General features: G+C 72.0%; 19 protein-coding genes. 13 read left to right on the forward strand and 6 right to left on the reverse strand.

Going from position 1 to position 22,455, the window contains the following annotated elements:
• Window positions 1–77 precede the first annotated feature (77 nt).
• From ACPYOM_RS12290 to ACPYOM_RS12305, 4 genes are all read left to right on the forward strand, one after another.
• Window positions 78–1,487: an aspartate ammonia-lyase gene (locus ACPYOM_RS12290; protein ID WP_481343519.1), complete on the forward strand. Its 1,410-nt coding sequence runs from the start codon at window positions 78–80 to the stop codon at window positions 1,485–1,487.
• Window positions 1,488–1,578: 91 nt separating this feature from the next.
• Complete coding sequence (locus ACPYOM_RS12295) at window positions 1,579–3,108, forward strand: amino acid permease (RefSeq protein WP_481346174.1); 1,530 nt, start codon at window positions 1,579–1,581, stop codon at window positions 3,106–3,108.
• 265 nt (window positions 3,109–3,373) lie between these two features.
• Entirely contained in the window at window positions 3,374–3,646 is a 273-nt protein-coding gene (locus ACPYOM_RS12300) for a hypothetical protein (RefSeq protein WP_481346175.1), read from the forward strand.
• Window positions 3,647–3,707: 61 nt separating this feature from the next.
• On the forward strand, window positions 3,708–4,562 hold the full coding sequence (locus ACPYOM_RS12305; protein WP_481346176.1) for a PaaX family transcriptional regulator: 855 nt from the start codon (window positions 3,708–3,710) through the stop codon (window positions 4,560–4,562).
• Here ACPYOM_RS12305 and ACPYOM_RS12310 read toward each other — a convergent pair.
• Entirely contained in the window at window positions 4,528–4,956 is a 429-nt protein-coding gene (locus tag ACPYOM_RS12310; protein WP_481346177.1) for a RidA family protein, read from the reverse strand. The genes ACPYOM_RS12305 and ACPYOM_RS12310 overlap by 35 nt on opposite strands.
• A 145-nt stretch (window positions 4,957–5,101) precedes the next feature.
• On the opposite strand from ACPYOM_RS12310, the gene ACPYOM_RS12315 reads away from it, so the two are divergent.
• From ACPYOM_RS12315 to ACPYOM_RS12345, 7 genes are all read left to right on the forward strand, one after another.
• Entirely contained in the window at window positions 5,102–5,926 is an 825-nt protein-coding gene (locus tag ACPYOM_RS12315; RefSeq protein WP_481346178.1) for a fumarylacetoacetate hydrolase family protein, read from the forward strand.
• 41 nt (window positions 5,927–5,967) lie between these two features.
• Entirely contained in the window at window positions 5,968–6,453 is a 486-nt protein-coding gene (locus tag ACPYOM_RS12320; protein ID WP_481343513.1) for a cupin domain-containing protein, read from the forward strand.
• Window positions 6,450–7,376, forward strand: a complete 927-nt coding sequence (locus tag ACPYOM_RS12325; RefSeq protein ID WP_481343512.1) for an acyl-CoA thioesterase — start codon at window positions 6,450–6,452, stop codon at window positions 7,374–7,376. The genes ACPYOM_RS12320 and ACPYOM_RS12325 overlap by 4 nt, the downstream gene beginning before the upstream one ends.
• Window positions 7,376–9,028, forward strand: coding sequence for an AMP-binding protein (locus tag ACPYOM_RS12330; protein ID WP_481346179.1), 1,653 nt, complete (start codon window positions 7,376–7,378; stop codon window positions 9,026–9,028). Before ACPYOM_RS12325 ends, ACPYOM_RS12330 begins: the two co-directional genes overlap by 1 nt.
• On the forward strand, window positions 9,025–11,421 hold the full coding sequence (locus ACPYOM_RS12335; RefSeq protein WP_481346180.1) for a bifunctional salicylyl-CoA 5-hydroxylase/oxidoreductase: 2,397 nt from the start codon (window positions 9,025–9,027) through the stop codon (window positions 11,419–11,421). Before ACPYOM_RS12330 ends, ACPYOM_RS12335 begins: the two co-directional genes overlap by 4 nt.
• On the forward strand, window positions 11,418–11,843 hold the full coding sequence (locus ACPYOM_RS12340; RefSeq protein ID WP_481346181.1) for an acyl-CoA thioesterase: 426 nt from the start codon (window positions 11,418–11,420) through the stop codon (window positions 11,841–11,843). The genes ACPYOM_RS12335 and ACPYOM_RS12340 overlap by 4 nt, the downstream gene beginning before the upstream one ends.
• Before the next feature lie 159 nt (window positions 11,844–12,002).
• Window positions 12,003–14,333, forward strand: coding sequence for an ATP-binding protein (locus ACPYOM_RS12345; RefSeq protein ID WP_481346182.1), 2,331 nt, complete (start codon window positions 12,003–12,005; stop codon window positions 14,331–14,333).
• Window positions 14,334–14,391: 58 nt separating this feature from the next.
• On the opposite strand, the gene ACPYOM_RS12350 is transcribed toward ACPYOM_RS12345, so the two are convergent.
• Both ACPYOM_RS12350 and ACPYOM_RS12355 read right to left on the reverse strand, forming a co-directional pair.
• Window positions 14,392–14,754 (reverse strand): cupin domain-containing protein, encoded by a 363-nt coding sequence (locus ACPYOM_RS12350; RefSeq protein WP_481343472.1) that lies wholly within the window; start codon window positions 14,752–14,754, stop codon window positions 14,392–14,394.
• A 41-nt stretch (window positions 14,755–14,795) separates the two neighbouring features.
• Window positions 14,796–16,178: an NAD-dependent succinate-semialdehyde dehydrogenase gene (locus ACPYOM_RS12355; RefSeq protein WP_481346183.1), complete on the reverse strand. Its 1,383-nt coding sequence runs from the start codon at window positions 16,176–16,178 to the stop codon at window positions 14,796–14,798.
• 260 nt (window positions 16,179–16,438) lie between these two features.
• On the opposite strand from ACPYOM_RS12355, the gene ACPYOM_RS12360 reads away from it, so the two are divergent.
• The gene (locus ACPYOM_RS12360) at window positions 16,439–16,930 is read left to right on the forward strand and encodes an Lrp/AsnC family transcriptional regulator (RefSeq protein ID WP_481346184.1); all 492 of its coding nucleotides are present in this window, start codon (window positions 16,439–16,441) and stop codon (window positions 16,928–16,930) included.
• Window positions 16,931–16,948: 18 nt separating this feature from the next.
• Here the strand turns inward: ACPYOM_RS12360 and ACPYOM_RS12365 are convergent, their stop codons facing one another.
• Window positions 16,949–17,824 carry an SGNH/GDSL hydrolase family protein gene (locus ACPYOM_RS12365; protein ID WP_481346185.1) on the reverse strand — a complete coding sequence of 292 codons (876 nt, stop codon included), beginning with the start codon at window positions 17,822–17,824 and terminating at the stop codon, window positions 16,949–16,951.
• Window positions 17,825–17,921: 97 nt separating this feature from the next.
• Window positions 17,922–18,200 carry a hypothetical protein gene (locus ACPYOM_RS12370; RefSeq protein WP_481343477.1) on the reverse strand — a complete coding sequence of 93 codons (279 nt, stop codon included), beginning with the start codon at window positions 18,198–18,200 and terminating at the stop codon, window positions 17,922–17,924.
• Window positions 18,201–18,474: 274 nt separating this feature from the next.
• On the opposite strand from ACPYOM_RS12370, the gene ACPYOM_RS12375 reads away from it, so the two are divergent.
• Window positions 18,475–21,486, forward strand: coding sequence for a glycoside hydrolase family 3 protein (locus ACPYOM_RS12375; protein ID WP_481346186.1), 3,012 nt, complete (start codon window positions 18,475–18,477; stop codon window positions 21,484–21,486).
• Between the two features lie 88 nt (window positions 21,487–21,574).
• On the opposite strand, the gene ACPYOM_RS12380 is transcribed toward ACPYOM_RS12375, so the two are convergent.
• A partial coding sequence (locus tag ACPYOM_RS12380) for a glycoside hydrolase family 1 protein (RefSeq protein WP_481346187.1) occupies window positions 21,575–22,455 on the reverse strand: 881 nt, incomplete at its 5' end.

Raw genomic sequence — 22,455 nt, forward strand, 5'->3', positions numbered from 1 at the left:
TCCGTCGTCGGCAGCGTCAGATGTGTATAAGAGACAGCCGCAGCACCGCTCGCCTGCCCGCCCCGCCAGGAGGAACCATGCCCCGCACCGAACACGACCTGCTCGGAGACCGCGACGTCCCCGACGACGCCTACTGGGGCGTCCACACGCTCCGCGCCGTCGAGAACTTCCCCATCACCGGCGAGACCATCGCCGGCAACCCGTACCTCGTGCGCGGGCTCGCCGCCGTCAAGCTCGCGGCGGCCCGCGCCAACCGCGACCTCGGGTTGCTCGACGAGCGGCGCTGCGGCGCCATCGAAGCCGCCTGCCTCGAGATCCTGGACGGCCGGCTCGCGGACCAGTTCGTCGTCGACGCCATCCAGGGTGGCGCCGGCACGTCGACGAACATGAACGCCAACGAGGTCATCGCCAACCGGGCCCTCGAGCTGCTCGGCGCGGCGCGCGGCGACTACGCGGTGCTCCACCCGAACGACCACGTCAACCTCAGCCAGTCGACCAACGACGTCTACCCGACGGCCGCGAACATCGCGACGATCCGCGCCCTCGCCGACCTGCTCGCGTCGGTCGACCACCTCGTCGCGGCCTTCCGCCGCAAGGCCGTCGAGTTCCACGACGTCGTCAAGATGGGGCGCACGCAGCTGCAGGACGCCGTGCCGATGACCGTCGGGCAGGAGTTCGCCGCGTACGCGGTGACGCTGGCCGAGGACCGCGACCGTCTCGCCGAGGCCGGCACCCTGCTCCACGAGATCAACCTCGGCGCGACGGCCATCGGCACCGGGCTCAACGCTCCCGCGGGCTACGCCGAGTCGGCGCGCCGCCACCTCGCCGAGATCACGGCCCTGCCGCTGACGACGAGCCCCGACCTCATCGAGGCCACGGCCGACGTCGGCGCCTTCGTCCACCTGTCCGGCGTGCTCAAGCGGGTCGCCGTCAAGCTGTCGAAGATCTGCAACGACCTGCGGCTGCTCTCGTCGGGGCCGCGAAGCGGACTGGCGGAGCTGAACCTGCCTGCCGTGCAGTCGGGGTCGTCGATCATGCCCGGCAAGGTCAACCCGGTGATCCCGGAGGTCGTCAACCAGGTCGCCTACGAGGTCATCGGCAACGACGTCACGGTGACCCTCGCCGCCGAAGGTGGTCAGCTGCAGCTCAACGCCTTCGAGCCGGTCATCGTGCACAGCCTCAACCGCAGCATCACCCACCTCGGCAACGCGTGCCGCGTGCTGGCCGACCGGTGCGTCGACGACATCACCGTCAACGCCGACCGGCTGCGCGCCTCCGTCGCGGGGTCGATCGGCCTGGTGACGGCGCTCAACCCGCACATCGGGTACGCGGCCGCGACGTCCGTGGCGACCGAGGCGCTGCTCACCGGGCGCGGCGTCGCCGAGCTCGTGCTCGAACGGGGTCTGCTGTCGGCCGACGAGCTCGAGGAGCTCATCCGGCCGGAGCGGCTCGCCAACCTGCCCGACTCCCGCCCGCAGCCCGTCTGACGCGGCGAGGTCCACACGCCAACGGCGTCGGCCGCCGGTCGCACGCTCCCCTCCGGATTCTCCTGTCACAGAAAGGCGCCCAATGACGAGCATGCCTGGAAGAACGACCAGAACCCAGCCACCGTCCGCTCCGCCGAACGCACCGGCGGCGGACGGCTCGCTGACCGACCGCGAGCAGAGCGGCTACCACAAGTCCCTCAAGCCCCGGCAGATCAGGATGATCGCGATCGGCGGTGCCATCGGGACGGGCCTGTTCCTCGGTGCCGGGGGACGCCTCGAGGCCGCAGGGCCGTCGCTCGCCCTGACGTACGCGGTGTGCGGCTTCTTCGCCTTCCTCATCCTGCGCGCGCTCGGCGAGCTCGTGCTCCACCGGCCCTCGTCGGGCTCGTTCGTGTCCTACGCGCGCGAGTTCTACGGCGAGAAGGCGGCGTTCGTCACGGGGTGGATGTACTGGCTCGTGTGGGCCACGACCGCCGTCGTCGACGTGACGGCCGTCGCGCTCTACATGAACTTCTTCGCGCGGTACTGGGCACCCATCGCGAGCGTCCCGCAGTGGGCCTTCGCCCTCGGCGCACTCGTGCTCGTCCTCGGCCTCAATCTCGTCAACGTCAAGGTCTTCGGCGAGCTCGAGTTCTGGTTCGCCCTGGTCAAGGTGGCCGCGCTCGTCATCTTCCTCGCGGTCGGGCTGTGGTTCCTCTTCTTCGGCACGCCGGTCGCCGGCCACCACCCGGGGCTGGGCCTGCTCGGCGCCAACGGTGGCATCTTCCCGCACGGCGTCCTGCCCGCGGTCGTCGTCGTGCAGGGCGTCGTCTTCGCCTACGCCTCGATCGAGCTCGTCGGCACGGCTGCGGGCGAGGCCGAGAACGCCCGCGTCGTCATCCCCAAGGCGATCAACACGGTCATCGTGCGCATCATCGTCTTCTACGTCGGGTCCGTCGTGCTGCTCTCGCTCCTGCTGCCGTACACGGCCTACAAGGCCGGCGAGAGCCCGTTCGTCACCTTCTTCGGGTCGATCGGCGTCGAGGGGGTCGACACCGCGATGAACCTCGTCGTCCTCACCGCAGCGCTGTCCTCGCTCAACGCCGGCCTCTACTCGACGGGCCGCATCATGCGCTCCATGGCGTTCTCCGGCTCGGCGCCGCAGTTCGCCGGACGGATGAGCCGCGGCGGCGTGCCCTACGGCGGCATCGTCATCACCGCCGCGGTCGCCCTCGTCGGTGTCCTGCTCAACGCGCTCGTGCCGGCCCAGGCCTTCGAGATCGTCCTCAACGTCGCGGCCCTCGGCATCGTCGCCGCGTGGGGGATGATCGTGCTGTGCCAGATGCGGCTCGTCGCCTGGGCGCGGGCGGGCCGGCTCGTGCGGCCCTCGTTCCGCCTCTTCGGGTCGCCGTTCACCGGGTGGCTCACCCTCGGGTTCCTCGCCGCGGTCATCGTCCTCATGGCCTTCGACCGCCCCGTCGGCACGTGGACGGTCGCCTCGCTCGCCGTCATCGTCCCGCTGCTCGCCGGAGGGTGGTTGCTCGCCCGCGACCGCATCCGGCGCATCGCCGCGGGTGAGGCAACGACGACGCACCCGACCCGACGGTCCGCCGCGCCGAGGCCGATCGTCGAGGAGGCCTGAGGCCGGGGGGGCGCCGCCTGAGCCCCCGTCGACCCCTGCGGTCCGACCCGTGTGCCGCCGAGCGGGCGGTGTCCGTGGCCGACGAGAACACCTGCAGCAGAACGGCAACGGGCACCGGAGGTCTTGCGTCGTTCTTGTGCACTTCTTCGGGGGTCGCTCACGGCGGCGTTGCAGTTGGACCGGCATCGTGATGGGAAGGAAGCAGGACATCGCGCTTCCGGTCACCGGTCCGGCAGGACCACGCACAGTTGGGGGTCGAGCAGGCATGAACGCTCTCATGGTTCCGTCGGTCGTCGTTTCCATGGCCGTCCTGGCCGTCCTGGTCGGGCTGCTCGTCGGCAGGGCTCGCCACCACGCCGACCGCCGCGCGGTGCAGGACCGGACGGTGGCGATGCTCGCTCCCGCGACGGTCTCCGCGGCCGGCGCCCACTGCGGCCGGTCCGGGCACCACTACCTCAGGCGGCAGACCGGCTGGTGCTGCGCGCGCTGCGGCCACGAGGTCGTGACCGAGGCTCGCTCGTCCGTGGCGGTCGGCTGAGCGCCTGAGGCCCACGAGGTCGTCACACGAGGGCGTGGCCGGGTCCCGATACTGTGCCCCCGTGACGACGGAACTCGACGGCGGTACCGAACGGGGTCCCCTACCGCCTCGCGCGCTCATCGTCACCCTGTTGGGCCTCTACGTCCGCGAGCTCGGCGGCTGGATCAGCGTCAGCGCGCTGATCCGCCTCATGGGCGCCGCCGGCGTCGACGAGCAGGCCGTCCGCTCGTCCCTGTCCCGCCTCAAGCGTCGCGGCATCGTCGAGGCCGAGCGCCGCGACGGCGCCGCCGGGTACGCCCTGTCCGACTACGCGCGCCGGCTGCTCGAGGTCGGCGACCGGCGCATCTTCGCGCCGCGCCGACAGCACGCGCACCACTGGGTCGTCGTCGTCTTCTCGGTGCCCGAGTCCGAACGCCAGAAGCGCCACGCGCTCCGGTCCCGCCTGTCCTGGCTGGGCTTCGGCACGGTGTCCTCGGGTGTGTGGATCGCTCCCGGACATCTGGCCGACGACGCCCGGGAGGTCCTGCTCGGCGACGGCCTGGAACCGTACGTCGACCTGTTCCGGGCGGAGTACCTCGCGTTCGGCGAACCGGCCGACAAGGTGGCCCGGTGGTGGGACCTGGGCGCGCTCGAGCTGCTCTACGCGGACTTCCTCGATTCCTACGAGCCGGCCCGCCGGGCCTGGGCCGAGCAGCCGCACGTGCCGGTCGGGCCCGCCGCGTTCGCCGACCACCTCCGCGCCCTGACCGCCTGGCGCCGCCTGCCCTACCTCGACCCCGGGCTGCCGACGGACCTGCTGCCGCCCGACTGGTCAGGCACCCGGGCGGCGGAGACCTTCTTCGCGCTGCACGCCATGCTGTCGGGGCCCGCCCACGACTTCGTCACCGACCAGGCCGGAGCCGCTCGTAGGGGATGACGGCGACGCCGACGATCTCGATGAGGGCCTCGGGCTGCCACAAGCCGGTCGTGCCGATGCCGGCCATCGCGGGGTACACGGGCCCGGCCAGCTCGCGCCACACCTGTCCGATCTCGCGGCCGTGGGCCTGGTAGTCCGGGATGTCGGTGAGGTAGATCGTGATGCTCACGAGGTCCTCCGGCCGGCCGCCCGCCTCGGCGAGGGTCGCGAGGACGTTGGAGAACGCCTGCCGGAACTGAGCGACGATCCCGCCCGGGACGATCTGCATGTCGGCGTCGAGGGCGGTCTGCCCGCCGAGGTAGAGCGTGTTGCCGGACAGGGTGCCGTGCGAGTAGCCCCGCGGGGTGGGCAGCGCGGCCGGGTTGACCGGGATCGGCGTCGGGTCGGCGGACATGGGACCTCCAGGGTCGGGCAGTCGCTGGTCGTCGAACGGTGGTGGCGCCGCGTCTCTCGGGCGCCGGCCTGCCACCACGGCGGGGCGGCGACCTCAGGATAGACCACCTATTGATCTTTTTCGACGACCGTGACAATCTCGCTATATGAGGTTCGGCACCGTCGCCCACCGAGGCACCACCCACGCCGCGGCGTACACCGCAGACGGCTGGCGCGCGCTGCCCGCCCGGGACCTGTCCGAGCTGCTCGCCACCGGCGGCACCCTCGGGCCGGGGCAGCCGCTCGGTGCGCCGCTGCCGGACGCCCGGCCGGTGACACCGCTGCCACGGCCGGCCAAGGTGGTCTGCTGCGGCCTCAACTACCGCGAGCACATCCTCGAGACCGGCCGCGAGCTGCCGCGGCACCCCACCCTGTTCGCCAAGTACGCCGACAGCCTCGTCGGGCCGACCGACGACGTCGTCATCGCACCCGGCACCCAGGTCGACTGGGAGGCCGAGCTCGCGGTCGTCGTCGGGGCGGAGGTCCGCAACGCGGACCGGGCCACGGCGGTGGCGGCCGTCGCCGGCTACACCGTGGCCAACGACGTCTCCGTGCGCGACTGGCAGTACCGCACGCTGCAGTGGTTTCAGGGCAAGGCGTGGGACCGCTCGACGCCCGTCGGGCCGGTGCTCGTCACCGGCGACGAGCTCGACCCGGCCGACGGCCTCACCATCACGTGCCGCGTCAACGGCGAGGAGGTCCAGCGCGACAGCACGGCGACCCTGCTGTTCGACGCCGCCGAGCTCGTCTCCTACATCTCCCGCTTCACCGTCCTGCGCCCCGGTGACCTCGTCCTCACCGGCACCCCCGGCGGCGTCGGCGTCAGCCGCGACCCGCAGCGCTTCCTCGGTGACGGCGACGTCCTCGAGACGGAGATCGAGGGGATCGGCCTGCTGCGCAACGTCGTCCGCGTCGGACCACCCCTCGACTGATCCCCTCCCACGGAACGACCTCTGACACAAGGAGACCCATCATGGAGCCCGACCTCAGCAAGTACCAGCTCGTCGGCGACAACTCGATCTACGCGGATGCGAACGGACTGGTCGTGCCGGTCGTCACGCGGGGCGGGCACGAGGTGGGCGACACCGGCCAGTCCAGCGGTGCCACGCGAGTCTCCGGCGTCAGCATCCAGCACACGCCGGCGACGCGCCTGTGGTTCGGCAAGGTCAGCAACGACCCCGGGTACCGGTCCGTGCCGCACCACCACGGGGAGGCCGAGACCGGCGGCTACGTGCTGTCCGGCCGCGCCCGCATCTACTTCGGCGAGCGCTTCGAGGACTACATCGACATGGAAGAGGGCGACTGGGTCTTCGTGCCGCCGTTCATGCCGCACGTCGAGTGCAACCTCGACCGCAACAACCCCCTGACGTGGATGACGGCACGCACCCCCGAGAACATCGTCGTCAACCTCCCGCAGGTCGCCGATGCCGAGCTGCGGCACTGGGTGGACCGTCCGTGAGCGGGCCGACCTCGGAGACCCTCACGGCGGCCCTGGCCCTGACGCCCACCGCCGCCGAGCACTTCGACCTGGCCTGGAGCGCCACCACCCAGCCCTGCCCGTGGCCCAAGGCCTACGGCGGCGACATGGTCGCGCAGGCAGCGGCCGCCGCGATGCTGAGCGTCACCGACGGCAAGGTCATGCACTCGATGCACAGCTACTTCATGCGGCCCGTCGACATCGCCGCGCCGGTGACGTACGAGGTGGAGGTGCTGCGCGACGGGCGCGGCTACGCGACCCGCCACGTGCGGGCCTTCCAGAACGGCAGGCCCGCGTACGTGGGCCTCGCCGGCTTCGCCGCCGGCGAGGACGGAGGTCGCTACGCGGCCGCCCCGGTGGCCGCCGTCCCGGGACCCGAGTCGCTGCCCACCTCGGCGGACTACCTGGCCGGGCACGACCCCGGGGACGGCTCCACGATGACGGCAGAGTCCAAGGAGTACTGGTCGGGCGGGCGCAGCTTCGACATGCGCCACGTGCCGGGCCCGGTCTACCTGCGGGTCGACGGCGGCCGGGTACCGCACCAGGCCCTGTGGGTGCGACCGTTCGATGCCCTGCGCCCGGTCGACGGCCTCACCGACGCCCAGCGCGACCTCGCCGCCCTCGCCTACGTCTGCGACTACACGATCCTCGAGCCGGTCCTGCGCGTGCTCGACCTGCCGTGGGCGAAGCCCGGCCTCGTGACCGCCAGCCTCGACCACGCCATGTGGTTCCACCGCCAGCCGCAGCCGGGGGTGCTCGACGGCTGGCTGCTCTACGCGCAGGAGGCCGTCTCGGCCGACGCCGGGCGCGGCGTCGGCCTCGGTCGCTTCTTCACGCCGGACGGCGAGCACCTGGCGACCGTCGTCCAGGAGGGCATGATCCGCGCCAGCAGAGGGAGCCACTGATGCCCAAATCCGCCCGACCCGCCCTGGAACCGAGCGCGTACACCGACACCTTCGCCCGCGACCACCTGCCGCCCGACGGGCTGTGGCCGACGCTGGAGTTCACCACCCCCGAGCTGCAGTACCCGGCGCGCCTCAACGCCGCGACCGAGCTGCTCGACGCGGCCGTGGAGCGTCACGCCGACCGCCCCGCAGTGCGCGCCACCGACGGCACGGTGTGGAGCTACGGCGACCTGCAGCGGCGCGCCAACCAGGTCGCGGCGGTGCTCACCGAGGACCTCGGGCTGGAGCCGGGCAACCGCGTCCTGCTCCGCTCGCCGAACAACCCGTGGACCGTCGCGGCGTGGCTGGGGACCCTCAAGGCCGGTGGCGTGGTCGTCACGACGATGGCCGCCCTGCGGGCCCGCGAGCTCGGCCCCATCGTGGAGAAGACCCGACCGGTGGTCGCCCTCGTCGACCACCGGTTCACCGAGGAGGTCGAGACGGTGCGCGACACCGTGGCGGGCGGCCTCGTCGTCGTCCCCTACGGCGGCGACACCGACGACGACCTGACCCGACGCGTCGCGTCCAAGCCGGGCGAGTACCGAAGCGTGGACACGGCGGCCGACGACGTCGCGCTCCTCGGGCCGACCTCCGGCAGCACCGGCGTGCCGAAGGTCACGATGCACTTCCACCGTGACCTCCTGTCCATCGACAACACGTTCGGACGCCACATCCTGCGCCTGGAGCCGGACGACGTCGTCGCCTGCACGGCTCCCTTCGCCTTCACCTTCGGCCTGGGCATGCTCGTCGTCTTCACCCTCCGGGCCGGCGCCTGTGCCCTGCTCACCGAGAGCACGACGCCCGTCCAGCTCGCGGAGGTCGTCGAGCAGCACGGCGTGACCGTCCTCGCGACCGCGCCCACGGCGTACAAGCAGATCATCAGGGGCGGCCACCTGGCGAAGCTGGCCGGGCTGCGCAAGGCCGTCAGCGCCGGCGAGCACCTCCCCCAGGAGGTCTGGCAGAGGATCCGTTCCGAGCTCGGGCTGTCGGTCATCGACGGCATCGGCGCGACCGAGATGCTGCACATCTTCATCTCCGCCCCGGAGGGCGAGATGCGGCCCGGGAGCACCGGTCGACCGGTCCCCGGCTACCGTGCCACGATCCTCGGCCCCGACTCGACGCCGGTTCCCCCAGGCACCGAGGGCCGCCTGGCCGTCATCGGCCCCGTCGGCTGCCGCTACCTCGACGACGACCGACAGTACGCCTACGTCGTGGACGGCTGGAACGTCACCGGTGACACCTTCGTCGAGGACGAGGACGGCTACTTCTTCTACCGCGCACGCACCGACAGCATGATCGTGTCCTCCGGCTACAACATCGGCGCGCCGGAGGTGGAGGAGGCGATCGACGCCCATCCCGATGTCGTCGAGACCGGTGTCGTGGGCGAGCCGGACCCTGAGCGCGGCTCGGTGGTCAGCGCCTTCGTCGTGCTCCGCGAGGGGGTCGTCGGCGACGAGGCCAAGGCGCGCGAGATCCAGGAGTTCGTCAAGGCGACCCTCGCCCCGTACAAGTACCCGCGCCGAGTGCGCTTCGTCGAGCAGCTGCCCCGCAACACCAGCGGCAAGCTCCAGCACTACAAGCTGCGTGAGCTGGTCAAGGAGATGTCGTCATGAGAGTCGCGATCGTCGGTGGGGGCCCGGGTGGCCTGTACCTGGCCGCCCTGATGAAGCAGCTGGACGCCGGCCACGAGGTGACCGTGTGGGAGCGCAACGCCCCCGACGACACCTTCGGCTTCGGGGTCGTGTTCTCCGACGAGACCCTCGGTGGCATCGAGAGCGCCGACACGGCGATCTACCGCGCGATGGAACGCCGGTTCGCCCGATGGACCGACATCGACGTGTCGGTCGACGGCGTCCCCTCGACGATCGGCGGCCAGGGGTTCGCGGCGATGAGCCGCAAGGAGCTGCTCCGCATCCTCCAGGCGCGGGTGGCCGAGCTCGGCGTGCAGGTGCACTACCGCACCGAGGCACCCGACGCGGACCTGCTCCGGGCGCAGTACGACCTCGTCGTCGCCGCGGACGGGCTCAACTCGCAGGTGCGGACGCGGTACGCCGACGCCTTCGGTCCGAGCCTGGACCGGCGCCACAACAAGTACATCTGGTTCGGCACCGACCTGGTGTTCGAGGCGTTCCAGTTCATCGTCCGCAACACGCAGTGGGGGACGATGCAGATCCACGGCTACCCCTACTCCGACCAGGGATCGACGTTCATCGTGGAGATGCACGAGGACGTCTGGCGCCGAGCCGGTTTCGACCGCACCGAGGAGGAGGTGTTCCCGCCCGGGGTGTCCGACGACTACGCGGTCGGGCGCGTGGCGGAGATCTTCGCCGAGGACCTCCGCGGCCACCGCATCCTCACCAACAACTCCAAGTGGCTGAGCTTCACGACGGTGCGCAACGACCGCTGGCACGACGAGAACGTCGTCCTGCTCGGCGACGCGGCGCACACGGCCCACTTCTCCATCGGTTCGGGGACCAAGCTCGCCATGGAGGACGCCCTGGCCCTGGCGGCCTGCCTGCACGAGCACGACTCGGTGCCCGAGGCCCTCGCCGCCTACCAGGTGGAGCGCAAGCCCGTCGTCGAGTCGACCCAGCGGGCGGCGCAGGCGAGCCTCGAGTGGTTCGAGAACATCGGGATGTACGCCGGCCAGGACACCGACGAGTTCACGTTCAACCTGCTCACGCGGTCGCGGCGGATCACCTTCGAGAACCTCAAGGACCGGGACGCGGAGTTCGCCCGGCGCATCCAGGCCGGCTTCGCCCGGCGCAGCGGCTCGGGCGAGGAGGCGCCGGCGATGTTCCAGCCGACGCGGATCGGCGGTCTCGAGCTGAAGAACCGGATCGTCCTGTCCCCCATGGACATGTACTCCGCCGTCGACGGGGTGCCGGGCGAGTTCCACCTCGTGCACCTGGGCTCCAAGGCGCTCGGCGGTGCCGGGCTCGTCATGTCCGAGATGACGTGTGTGTCCCCCGAAGGTCGCATCACGCCGGGCTGCCCGGGACTGTGGTCCGACGAGCAACGCGACGCGTGGGCGCGAGTGACCGCGTTCGTCCACGAGCACAGCACGGCCAGGATCGGCCTGCAGCTGGGGCACTCCGGGCGCAAGGGCTCCACCAGGCTCATGTGGGAGGGCATGGACGAGCCACTCGGAGAAGGCAACTGGGAGGTCGTCGGCCCCTCGGCGCTGCCCTACGGCGAGGGCTGCCACGTGCCGCGCGAGATGACCCGGGCGGACATGGACCGCGTCGTCAGCGAGTTCCGGGACGCCGCCCGTCGCGGCGTGGAGGCCGGGTTCGACCTCGTCGAGGTGCACGCGGCGCACGGCTACCTGCTCTCCTCGTTCCTGTCCCCCATCTCCAACCTGCGGACCGACGACTACGGCGGCACGCCGGAGAACCGGCTGCGGTTCCCCCTCGAGGTGTTCGACGCGGTGCGCGGTGCCGTGCCGGCGAGCGTCCCGGTCACCGTCCGCATCTCCGCGACGGACTGGGCGCCGGACGGCAACACCGAGCACGACGCGGTCCAGATCGCGCGCGCCTTCATCGAGCATGGTGCCGCCGCCATCGACGTGTCGTCCGGGCAGGTCACCAAGGAGGAGAAGCCGGCGTTCGGGCGCTCCTACCAGACGCCGTTCGCCGACCGGATCCGTCACGAGGTGGCGCGCCCGGCCGGTGTGGCCGTCATCGCCGTCGGGGCCATCTCCTCCTACGACGACGTCAACTCCATCCTCCTCGCCGGCCGCGCCGACCTCTGCGCCCTCGGACGCACGCACCTCTACGACCCGCAGTGGACGCTGCACGCCGCAGCCGAACAGGGGTACGTCGGGCCCGCCGCGGAGTGGCCGACGCCGTGGAAGGCGGGGCGGCGCCGTCCGCCGACGTCGCGCACCGACAAGATCCCGCCCCGGCTCGCACTGCTGCGCGACGCGGGTTCGGACGACGTGCACCTCCGGTGGCGCCCCGGTGCCCCTGCGGCCGCTCCCGCGGAAGACGTCGTGTCGGTGTGAACGGCCGCCCGCTCGCCCACGCGTCCGTGCGGTCGCGGATCGAGTGGATCGACACCGACGCGGCCGGGATCTACCACAACAGCACGGTGGTGCGGCTGGTCGAGACCGTCGAGGCCGCGCTGGTGCGCGACCGCGGCCTCGACGGCTACTTCCCCGTGGCCCCCAGGGTCCGCTACGAGGCGGACTTCGAGGCGCCGCTGTTCTTCGGCCAGGAGGTCACGACGACCCTTGCCGTCACCGAGCTGGGCACCACCTCGATGACCTTCTCCTTCGAGGTCTGGGGTGAGGCCTTCGAGGGCGCGCCGCGCACGCGCGCGGCGCGGGGGCGCTACGTCACCGTGCACCTGGACCGGGACGGGTCGGGCCGGGCCACGACCTCCCCGTGGCCCGCCGACTGGGTCGAGAAGCTCTCCCGCGCCTGACCGGCGACAGCACACCCGAGGTCGCTGCTCCCGGTCCGGCTAGCGGCCGGATGTCGCGCGCGGACGCAGGCGAGTGTGGCTCCATTGACAGGACCCTGACCGGGCCGCAGGCTCGGGGGAGCAGGCCACCCCCGGGGTCGTCGAACGGAGTCCATGGGCATGACGATGGTGAAGGCGGAGCCCCGCAACGCCCTGCCCGTGGAGCTGACCAGCTTCGTGGGCCGGCGCCAGGAGCTGGGCGACATCCGGCGGCTGCTGGCAGGCAGCCGGATGCTGACGCTGACCGGGATGGGCGGCGTCGGCAAGACCCGCCTCGCGCTGAGAACGGCTGCGGGGGTGCGGCGCGCCTTTCCCGACGGTGTGTGGTTCGTCGAGCTGGCTGCCCTCAGCGACCCCCAGCTGCTGCCTCACACGGTCGCGAGCGCCCTGGGCCTGGACCACGTCTCCGAGGCCCCCCTCGCCGACCTCGCCGACCACCTCCAGGACAAGCAGCTGCTCCTCGTCCTCGACAACTGCGAGCACCTGACCGAGGCCTGCGCCGTCGTGGCCAGCAAGCTGCTCGCCGCGGCACCGGGGCTGCACGTCCTGGCGACGAGTCGGCACGTGCTCGGCGTCGAGGGCGAACAGGTCCTCGCCATCCCGCCGCTGTCCACGCCCGGGGACGTCGATGGTCGCGCCGGCGACGCCATGCACTACGAGTCCGTGGCCCTGCTCGCGGACCGGGCCAGCGCCGTCGATCCCGGATTCCGGGTCACCGACGAGAACCGGGACGGCGTGGTCGAGCTCTGCCGGAGGCTGGACGGTCTGCCGCTCGCCCTCGAGCTCGCTGCGGTCTGGCTGCGGGCGCTCTCGCCGGCGGAGGTGCTGGACCGGCTCGAGGACCGTTTCTCGCTGCTCACGAGTGCCCGCCGCGCGGTGCCGGCGCGACAGCAGGCGCTGGAGACCGCGGTCGCGTGGAGCTTCGACCTGTGCTCACCGGAGGAGCAGGTGCTGTGGACGCGGCTGTCCGTCTTCTCGGGTGGCTTCGACCTGCAGGCGGCCGAGGAGGTCTGCACGGGTGAGGGCCTCGCCCGGGCGGACGTGCTCCCGTGCCTGGCCGGGCTCGTGGACAAGTCGATCGTCGGTCGTGAGCACGACCTCGAGCGCGGCGCTGCGTGGTACCGGATGCTGGAGACGATCCGGACGTACGGGGCTGGGCGGCTGGCCCCACCGCAGGCCCGCTCCATCCGCCTGCGGCATCGAGACCACTACCGTCGGCTGGCGGCCGCGTTCGGGGCGGAGTTCTTCACCCCCCACCAGGCCGAGTGGTACGTCCGGATGGCCCGCGAGCACAGCAACGTCCGCACGGCCCTGGACTTCTGCCTCACCGAGCCCGGGGAAGGGTCGGCCGCCCTGGACATCGCCGCACCGCTCTGGCCCTGGTGGCACGCGGGACATGTCCACGAGGGGTACCGCTACCTGCTCCGCGGCCTGGAGCGCTCCACCGAGCCGACGCGCAGCCGGGGGGACGGGCTGATCGCGACGGTCAACCTGGCCATCCACCTGAGCGAGTTCGACCGAGCCCGAGCCCTCCTCGCCGAAGCCCGCGAGCTCGCGGTCCTCCTCGGTGACGAGCTGCTGGCAAGCCGCGTCAAGCAGTGCGAAGGACATCTACGGGTCCACAGTGGGCACCCCGCCGAAGCCGTGCCGTTCCTGGAAGCCGCACGAGCCGATGCCCGACGGCTCGGCGCGACCAGGGACGAGTGGCGCATCGTGCACCTGCACGCCCTGGCCATGATGTTCCTCGGCGACCCCCTGGCCGAGGACCTCAGCCGCGAGGTCCTCGAGCTGGCCGGGCGCCACGACGCGGAGTCGTCGCAGGGCTGGGCCCTCTGGGGACTCGGCCTGGCCCAGTGGCGCGCCGGGCGGTACCGGGAGGCCGCCCTCTCGCTGCGCGACGGCGTCCGCCGCTTCCTGCCCATGAACAACCTCGACGGCCTCAGCGTCTGCGTCGAGGGCCTCGCCTGGTGTGCGGCGTCCGCCTCTCCGGACGAGCACGCGGCGCGCTTGCTCGGAGCCGCGGGGGCGGTCTGGCGGGCCATCGGCGGGAACGCCTCGCAGGCGGTCTACCGCGACTTCGGCCGGCTCGCGCAGGAGCAGGTGAGATCAGCTATCGGTGACCGACGTTTCGAGGCGGCCTTTGCGCAGGGCGTGGCGTTCTCCACGGACCAGGCCGTGGCGCTGGCCCTGTCGTCCCGGGCCTCCTCCGACCGGGGCTCGGTGCACGCCCCCGGGCGGCCGCCGAGCACGGCCGCCCCCGGCGGCCTGACCCGCCGGGAGTGGGAGATCGCCCAGCTGCTCGCCGAGGGCCTGAGCAACAAGGAGATCGCGGCCCGGCTCGTCATCGCACCGCGGACCGCCGAGACCCACGTCGAGCACATCCTCACCAAGCTCGGGTTCACCTCCCGGACGCAGGCGAGCGCCTGGGTGCTCGACCAGCAGGGTCGCTGACGCGCCGGGACGCAGCCCGGCCGGCGCACGTCCGTGGGCGCACGCCGGCCGACTCACCTCAGGCGTCGCCGGCCGGTACGCCGATGCTGTAGACCTTCCGGATGGTCTCGGTGACGTCCCAGCGCCCCGACCAGCCGCGCGGCTGCACGACGACGTCCCCGGCGGAGATCTCGTAGCGGTGCCCGGTCTCGCCGTCGGTGATGGTCGCCCGGCCACTGAGGATGTAGCAGGTCTCGGTGTCGGCGCGGTCGACGACCGGCCACCCGCCCGGCTCGCACTCCCAGATGCCGACCCGGACGTCACCCGGCGTGTCGAAGGCCAGCGACGAGATCTGGGGGTCGCCGCTGTCGGCGCCGGGGCGCTGGCCCCTGGGCTCGAGGGCCCCGGTGACGACGGTGGCGGGCTGGTGGACGTAGGACATTCGGAGTTTCCTTTCGGGTGTTCGGCTCTCGATGACGGCGGTCATCGCGCCTGGACGTAGAACAGGCGTCTGTTGACGAACTCGTGGATGCCGAGCGGGCCGAGCTCGCGGCCGAAGCCGGAGCGCTTGATGCCGCCGAAGGGCAGGTCGGGGCCCGATGGGGTGGGGGTGTTGACCGCGGCCATGCCGACCTCGAGCCGCGCGGCGACGCGGGCGGCGCGCTGCTCGTCGGTGCTCCAGACCGAGCCCCCGAGACCGAGGTCGACCGCGTTGGCCAGCGCCACCGCTTCGTCGTCGCTGCCGACCCGGTACACCACGGCGACCGGGCCGAAGAGCTCCTCGCGGTAGGCCCGCATCTGCGGCGTGACGTCGGTGAGGACCGCGGGCGCGAAGTAGGCGCCGTGCTCGGAGACCAGCTCGCCGCCGACGTGCAGCGTGGCGCCCTGGGCGACGGCGTCCTGGACCTGGGCGAGCAGCGTCTCGGCCGCCCGGCGGGACACCATCGGGGAGTAGGCCGTGTCGGAGTCGTCACCCGGACCCCGCGGGGTCATCGCCGAGGCCTGCTTGACGAGCGTGGCCACGAAGTCGTCGTAGACGTCGTCCATGACGATCATCCGCTTGTTGGAGTTGCAGGCCTGGCCGACGTTGGCGAGCCGGGTCGCCCAGGCCTGCTCGGCGGCGGCGGCCACGTCGTCGGCGTCGAGCACGATGTACGGGTCGGAGCCGCCGAGCTCGAGGACGACCTTCTTCAGGTGCCGCCCGGCGGCCTCGGCGACCGCAGCACCGGCCCGTTCGGAGCCGGTGAGCGAGACACCCCGGACGCGGGGGTCGGCGATCATGGTGGCGACCTGCTCGTGGGTGGCGAAGAGGTTGAGGTAGACGCCCTCGGGGACGCCGGCGTCCCGCATCAGCTCGGCGATGGCCAGCGCCGACGTGGGGCAGTTCTCGGCGTGCTTGACCAGGATGGTGTTGCCGGCCAGCAGGTTCGGGGCGGCGAACCGGGCGACCTGCGAGTACGGGTAGTTCCACGGCATGACGCCCAGCAGCGGGCCCATCGGGAGGTGCTCGATGCGGGCGCCGTCGCGGCCGGGCAGCGGCTGGTCGGCCAGCAGCGCCGGGCCGTGGGCGGCGTAGTAGTCGAAGATCGTGGAGCAGTACGCGGCCTCGCCGCGCGCCGAGGAGGGCCGCTTGCCCATCTCGCGCGTGACCAGCGCGCCCAGCTCGGAGGCGCGTTCGGTGAACAGCACGCCCACCCGCCCGACGATCGCCGCACGCTCCTCGACCGGGCGGGCCCGCCAGGCCTCGAAGGCCTCGAAGGAGGCGGTCAGCGCTGCCTCGACGTCTGCATCGCTGGCAAACGGAAAGCGGTCGGCCACCTGCCCGGTGGCCGGGTCGGTGACCTGGTACGGCGGTGTCTGGGTCATGTCCTTCTCCCGGTGGTGCGATGGTGGGGTGCAGGGTGGGCCGGCTCCACCCGGCGGCGAACGGCAGGAACCACGGCGGAACGCTAGTGCGGCGGGTCAGGGCGGATCCAGCCTGACCGCCATCTGCTGGACGACTTCGATTCGGAAGGCCCGCTTGCCTGGACAGATCGCGCGCGTGGTCGTGGTCTGCGTCGAAGCAGTCCGGCATTATCGAGATATCGTCAGGTGCGGCGACCGGTTCGACCTCGAGGAGGAACGTCATGGCGAAGGTTGCGGTCGACGACATTGACCTGGCTCTGCTCGGCGCCCTCCAGGCCGATGCTCGGGCGCCGGTCGAGACGCTGTGCAAGGCGGCACGGGTGTCCCGGGGCACGGCCTATGCCCGGTTGGCCCAGCTCCGCGAGGCCGGCGTCATCCAGAGCCTGACCGTCGCGGTCGACCCGTACAAGGTCGGCCTGTCCCTCGCCGCGCTCGTGCTGCTGCGGGCGAGCACGGAGAAGTTCTGGCGATGGACGGAGTTCGCCGCCACCTTCGAGGAGATGCCGGAGGTGGAGTTCGCCGCAGACCTGGCCGGCGAGTTCGACATGGTCCTGCTGACCCGCTTCCGCGACGCCGACCACCTGCGGGCCTTCCTTCAGGAGGACCTGCGCCGTGTTCCCGGCATCGCCGGCATCCGGACCTTCCTGGTCCTCAACGAGACGCCACGACGCTCCGGGTTGCTGCCGCAGCGGACGCGCGAAGAGGCCGACTGACGCGCGGCCGCGAGCAGGTCATCCGAGCTCGAGCTTCCACCGGGCGACGTCGAGCGGCCCTCGGGTGGTGGCCCGGCGCAGGAGCTCCCGGGTGCGACGGGTCGCCTCGCCGATGGACCACGGGCCGAGGTCCCGGACCCGGCGGCCCAACCAGGGGGCGACGTCGGCGACCAGGGTGCGGGCCAGGTCCCGGCGCCTCGGGGGCTCGCCCGTGCGGGCCATCGAGGGAAGGCCGAACCGCAGGCCCTCCTCGACGAGCAGCTCACCGGCGAGCCGCGCGAGCCGACGGTGGCCCAGCTCGGAGGGGTGCATCCGGTCGGCGGCCCAGAGGTCCCGCGAGTAGATGTCCTGGTCGGCGGACAGGTCGAGCCGAAGCACGCCGTACCTCTCGTGCACCTCGTCGTAGATCTCGTTGAGGACCTCGATGCGGCGCCGCACGGGACGCGCCAGGACCTCCGGCAGACCCAGGACGCGCGCGTGGTCGTGGAACCTCACCGTCACCAGCAGGGTGCCCTGGCGGGCCAGCTCCCCCGCGCAGAACAGCAGGTCCCGTCGGATCTGCTCGGGGTCCCACGTGGAGCGGAAGACGTCGTTGATGCCGACCACCAGCGAGGCCAGCACCGGGCGGTGGTCGAGGGCGTCCGCCAGCTGCCGCCGCCGGACGTCGGCCACCGTGGCGCCGGGGACGGCGAGCTTGCAGAACGAGACGTAGTGGTCCGTCGCCATCGAGTCGGCGAGGATCCTGGCCCAGCCGCGCCATCCGTCGGGCGTCGCGTCTCCGACGCCGCACGAGGCCGAGTCGCCCAGCGCGACGAACCGGATGTAGTCACGGGCGGCACCCCGCCGCCCCGGGGCGGACGCGTCGTCGCTGCGCGGTGCCTGGGAGTCGTCCATGACCTTCACCTCCTTGTCCTTGCTGCTGGACCTCGCTCCAGCGTCGTCCCTCACGGGTGTCGCGACATCCGGGGAGTTACGGAGATCGCTACGGATTTCAGCCGGCGAGCGCGCTCGTCCAGCGGGGGCGAGCACCCGGCTCCGACGCGGCGCGGGCGACGAGGATCGCCCCGGTGACGTGCTCGACGTAGGGCAGGTCGACGCGCTGGATCCAGACCGTGGAGTTCATCCCCACCTCCACCGACACCAGGGCGTGGGCGATGCCCTCCGTGTCGAACACGAGGTCGCCCACCGACAGCTCCGTCACGGGGACGACGCTGACGTCGAGCGCTGGGGCGTGGGTCTCGACCCGGTAGGCCGTGGGTGCGATGGACATGGGGAGCTCCTCGGGTGGAACGCGGCTAGTCGGTGGTCCTGACGGTGCGCCGAGGACAGGCGCTGCGTCTGGTCGGGTTCTGCATCACGTCTTCCACGGTCGCGGTCGGCCGACCTCGGCGAATCGGGGGAGATACGTAGACGGGCACGTATTCCGTCCACGTACGTGGTCGGCCCCTTGACCGCCCCAGGTGGCACTGACAGAGTCGAAGCGCTTCGACTCGAAGCGCTTCGACACCTATCAGGAGGACAGCGTGGTCCACCCCCCACGATCTGTGAGACGTAGGCAGACCCGAAGGACGGCCGCCCTCGCGGCGGCCGTCGTCGTCGCGGCCACCGGAGCGCTCGTCGCTCCGCGCGCCGCCACCGGTGCGGTCGTCACCGCAGCGGACCTTCCCTTCCGCGACCCCAGGCTCCCCATCGAGCAGCGGGTCGCGGACCTCATGTCCCGACTCACGCTCGACGAGCGGATCGGGCTGCTCCACCAGTACCAGCAGCCCGTCCCGCGGCTCGGGATCGGCATCTTCAAGGCGGGCACCGAGGCCCTCCACGGTGTCGCGTGGTCGAACGACCACCGCGACAACGGCAACGTCGTGACCGCGACCGCCACCCAGTTCCCCCAGGCGCTCGGCCTGGCCAGCACGTGGGACCGCGGGCTCGTCGAGCAGGTCGGCTCCGCCGTCGGTGACGAGGCGCGCGGCCTGCACGCGAAGGACCCCGAGGTGTGGGGCCTCAACCTGTGGGCGCCGGTCGTCAACCTCCTGCGCGACCCGCGATGGGGCCGCAACGAGGAGGGCTACTCCGAGGACGCGCTGCTCACCGGCGCCGTCGCCACGGCCTACGGCTCCGGGATCCAGGGCCGTGACACGACCTACCTCAAGGCCGCGCCGACGCTCAAGCACCTCATCGGCTACAACAACGAGGCGCAGCGCGACACGTCGTCCTCGAACCTGCCACCGCGCGTCCTCAACGAGTACGAGCTCAAGGCGTTCACGGCGCCGCTCGCGGCCGGGGCGGCCACCGGGATGATGGCCTCGTACAACCTCGTCAACGGGCGTCCCTCCACGGTCGACCCCCTCATCGGCCAGCTGCGGTCCGTCTCGAAGACGCCGCTCTACAACGTCAGTGACGCCTTCGCCCCCGGCAACCTCGTCGGCTCCCAGCACTACTTCGACACCCAGCCCGAGGCCGACGCGGCGATGTTCAGGGCCGGCATCGACGGCTACGTGGCGGACAACGCCGACCCGACCTCGATGACCACCGCGGTCAAGGAGGCGCTCGCCAAGGGGTTCATGACCGAGGCGGACGTCGACGCCGCAGCGTCGCACGCCCTCACCCTGCGGTTCCGGCTCGGCGAGTTCGACCCGGACGGCGGGCCGTACGGGGCTCTCGGGGCCTCGGAGGTCAACGCCCCCGAGCACCAGCAGCTGGCTCGTACGACTGCGGCCGAGGCGATGGTCCTGCTCAAGAACTCGAGGAACGCACTCCCCCTCGACGCAGCGAGGGACCAGAAGGTCGCCGTGATCGGCCAGCTCGCCGACACCGTCTACAGCGACTGGTACGGCGGCAACGCCCCTTACACGGTCACGCCGGCTGCTGGCATCACCAAGCGGCTCGGCAGCTCCGGCTCGGTGAGCACCGTCGAGGGTGTCGACCGGATCGCCCTGCGCGACAAGGCGACCGGCAAGTACGTGACCTCTCGCGGCACAACCGGCTCCGACACGGTGGCCGCAGCAGGCGACACCGCAGGTCCGGCCGCACAGTTCGACGTCTTCGACTGGGGCGAGGACGTCGTCACGCTGCGCAACGTCTCGACGGGCAACGTCGTGGGCAACACCGGGTCGGCCCTCGTCACCAAGGACAAGCAGCCGAACGGGTGGTTCGTCCAGCAGCAGTTCGCCATCGAGAACCAGCCCGACGGGTCGGTCGTCCTGCGCTACGCGGGCTACGAGACGCGGGAGAGCTGGTACGGCGGCGGCACCTACGTCCGGGTCGGGCCCGACGGCGTCCTGCGCGTCGACGCCAGGTCCGCGTCGGAGGCCAGCCGGTTCACGCGCGAGACCCTGAGCAGCGGCACGGCGCAGGCAGCGGCCGCCGCAGCACGCAGCGACGCCGCCGTCCTCGTCGTCGGGAGCATGCCGTTCATCAACGGCCGCGAGAACCGAGACCGCACGAGCATGGAGCTCCCGGCAGCGCAGCGGCGGCTCGTCGAGGCGGTGCTCGCCGCCAACCCCCACACCGTGCTCGTGCTGGAGACCTCCTACCCGGAGACGATCGACTGGGCGCAGCAGACCGTTCCCGCGATCGTCTGGACGACGCACGCCGGCCAGGAGACCGGCAACGCGCTCGCCGACGTCCTCTTCGGCGACGTCAACCCGTCGGGCCACCTGACGCAGACGTGGTACCGCGAGGGCACGACGCTGCCGAGCATCCACGACTACGACATCATCAAGAGCAGGCGCACGTACCAGTACTACGAGGGCACACCGCTCTACCCGTTCGGGCACGGCCTCAGCTACACCGACTTCGCGTACGGCCGGGCCACCGCCACGCCCGCATCGGTGGCGCCGGACGGCACGGTCACCGTCCGGGTCACGGTCCGCAACACCGGCACCCGCGCCGGTGCGGACGTCGTCCAGCTCTACGACCACCAGCGCACCTCGCGGACCCCGCAGCCGCAACGGCGACTGCTCGGCTTCGCCAAGGTCACGCTCGCTCCCGGCGAGTCCCGGCAGGTGGCCATCAAGGTCAGGGCCGCCGACCTCGTGGTGTGGGACGTGACGCGCGGCCGGTGGGTCGTCGAGCGCTCGGTGCACGACCTTCTCGTCGGCCGGTCGTCGGCGGACATCCGCGCACGGACGTCGATCGACGTCCGCGGAGAGGTCGTGCCTGCTCGTGACCTGGGCGTCGCGACGAGGGCGATGAACTTCGACGACTACTCGGGCATCACCCTCGTCGATGAGTCCAAGGCGGCGGGTACGTCGATCACGGCCCCCGAGGCCGGGGGCTGGGCGGTCTACCGCGACGCCCGTCTCGGTTCGGGGCCCCTGACGTTCACCGCCCAGGCGGCGCTCGACGGGCCGGCCGACGCCACCGTCGAGCTGCGTCTCGGGTCCCCGACCGGTCCGGTGGTCGGACGGGCCACCGTGGCGCCGACCGGCAGCGTCTACACGTACCGCCCGGTCACCGCGTCGGTCACGGGGTCGGTCACCGCGTCGGCGGGCACGGAGGACCTCTACCTCGTCCTCGACAAGGGGGTGCGGATCTCCTCCTTCACCCTCCGGTAGTCCCGTAGTCCCCTGTCGGACCGACACGAACGGCCCCGCCCACGAGCAGGTGGGCGGGGCCGTTCGGCGTGCGGGTCGGTGGGGCCGGTCAGTCGCCGGCGGTTCCCCCGCACCAGGTGGCCTCGTGGCGGGCGAGCAGACCGGCGTACCACCGGCCCGAGTCCTTGACGGTCCGGGCCTGGGTGTCGTAGTCGACGTGGACGATGCCGAAGCGCCGCTCGAAGCCGTAGGCCCACTCGAAGTTGTCGAGCAGCGACCACAGGAGGTAGCCGCGCACGTCGGCGCCGGCCTCGATCGCGTCGGCGACGGCCTCGAGGTGCCGGCGGACGTAGTCGGTGCGGTCGGCGTCGCGGACGCGGCCGTCCGCGTCCACGCGGTCGGGGAACGCGGCCCCGTTCTCGGTGACGAGCAGGGGCAGGCCGGGGTAGCGCGCCGCCAGGTCGGTGAGCAGCTCGGTCAGGCCCGCCGGGTCGATGTTCCACCCCATGGCGGTGTGCGGCGGTGCCGTGGCCGGGAACTCGACGTCGTCGGCCCCCACCCACGGGCTCGCGCCGTCGCCGTGGCCGTCGGCCGTCTCCCTCGGGCCGGTGCCGACGTGCTCGCGCACCAGGCAGCTCGCGTAGTAGTTGACGCCCAGGACGCTGAGCGGCAGGGCGATCTGCTCGAGGTCGCCGTCGTGGACGAACCCCAGGTCGCTGACGCCGGCGACGTCGCGGACGAGGTCCTCCGGGTAACGGCCCTCGAGCATCGGCCCGAGGAACGCCCGGTTCGCCAGGGCGTCGACCTTGCGCACCGCCTCGAGGTCGCCAGGGCTGGACGGGTCGACAGGACGCGGCACGTGGAGGTTGACGGCGACGCCGACTCCGACGTCGTCGCCCGCGACGGCCCGCAACGCCCTGTCTCTTATACACATCTCCGAGCCCACGAGACGCGTAGTAATCTGAGGGGGCAGGTTGGGTCTTGCGGGGG

This window comes from Monashia sp. HAY1-2A, from assembly GCF_056755315.1.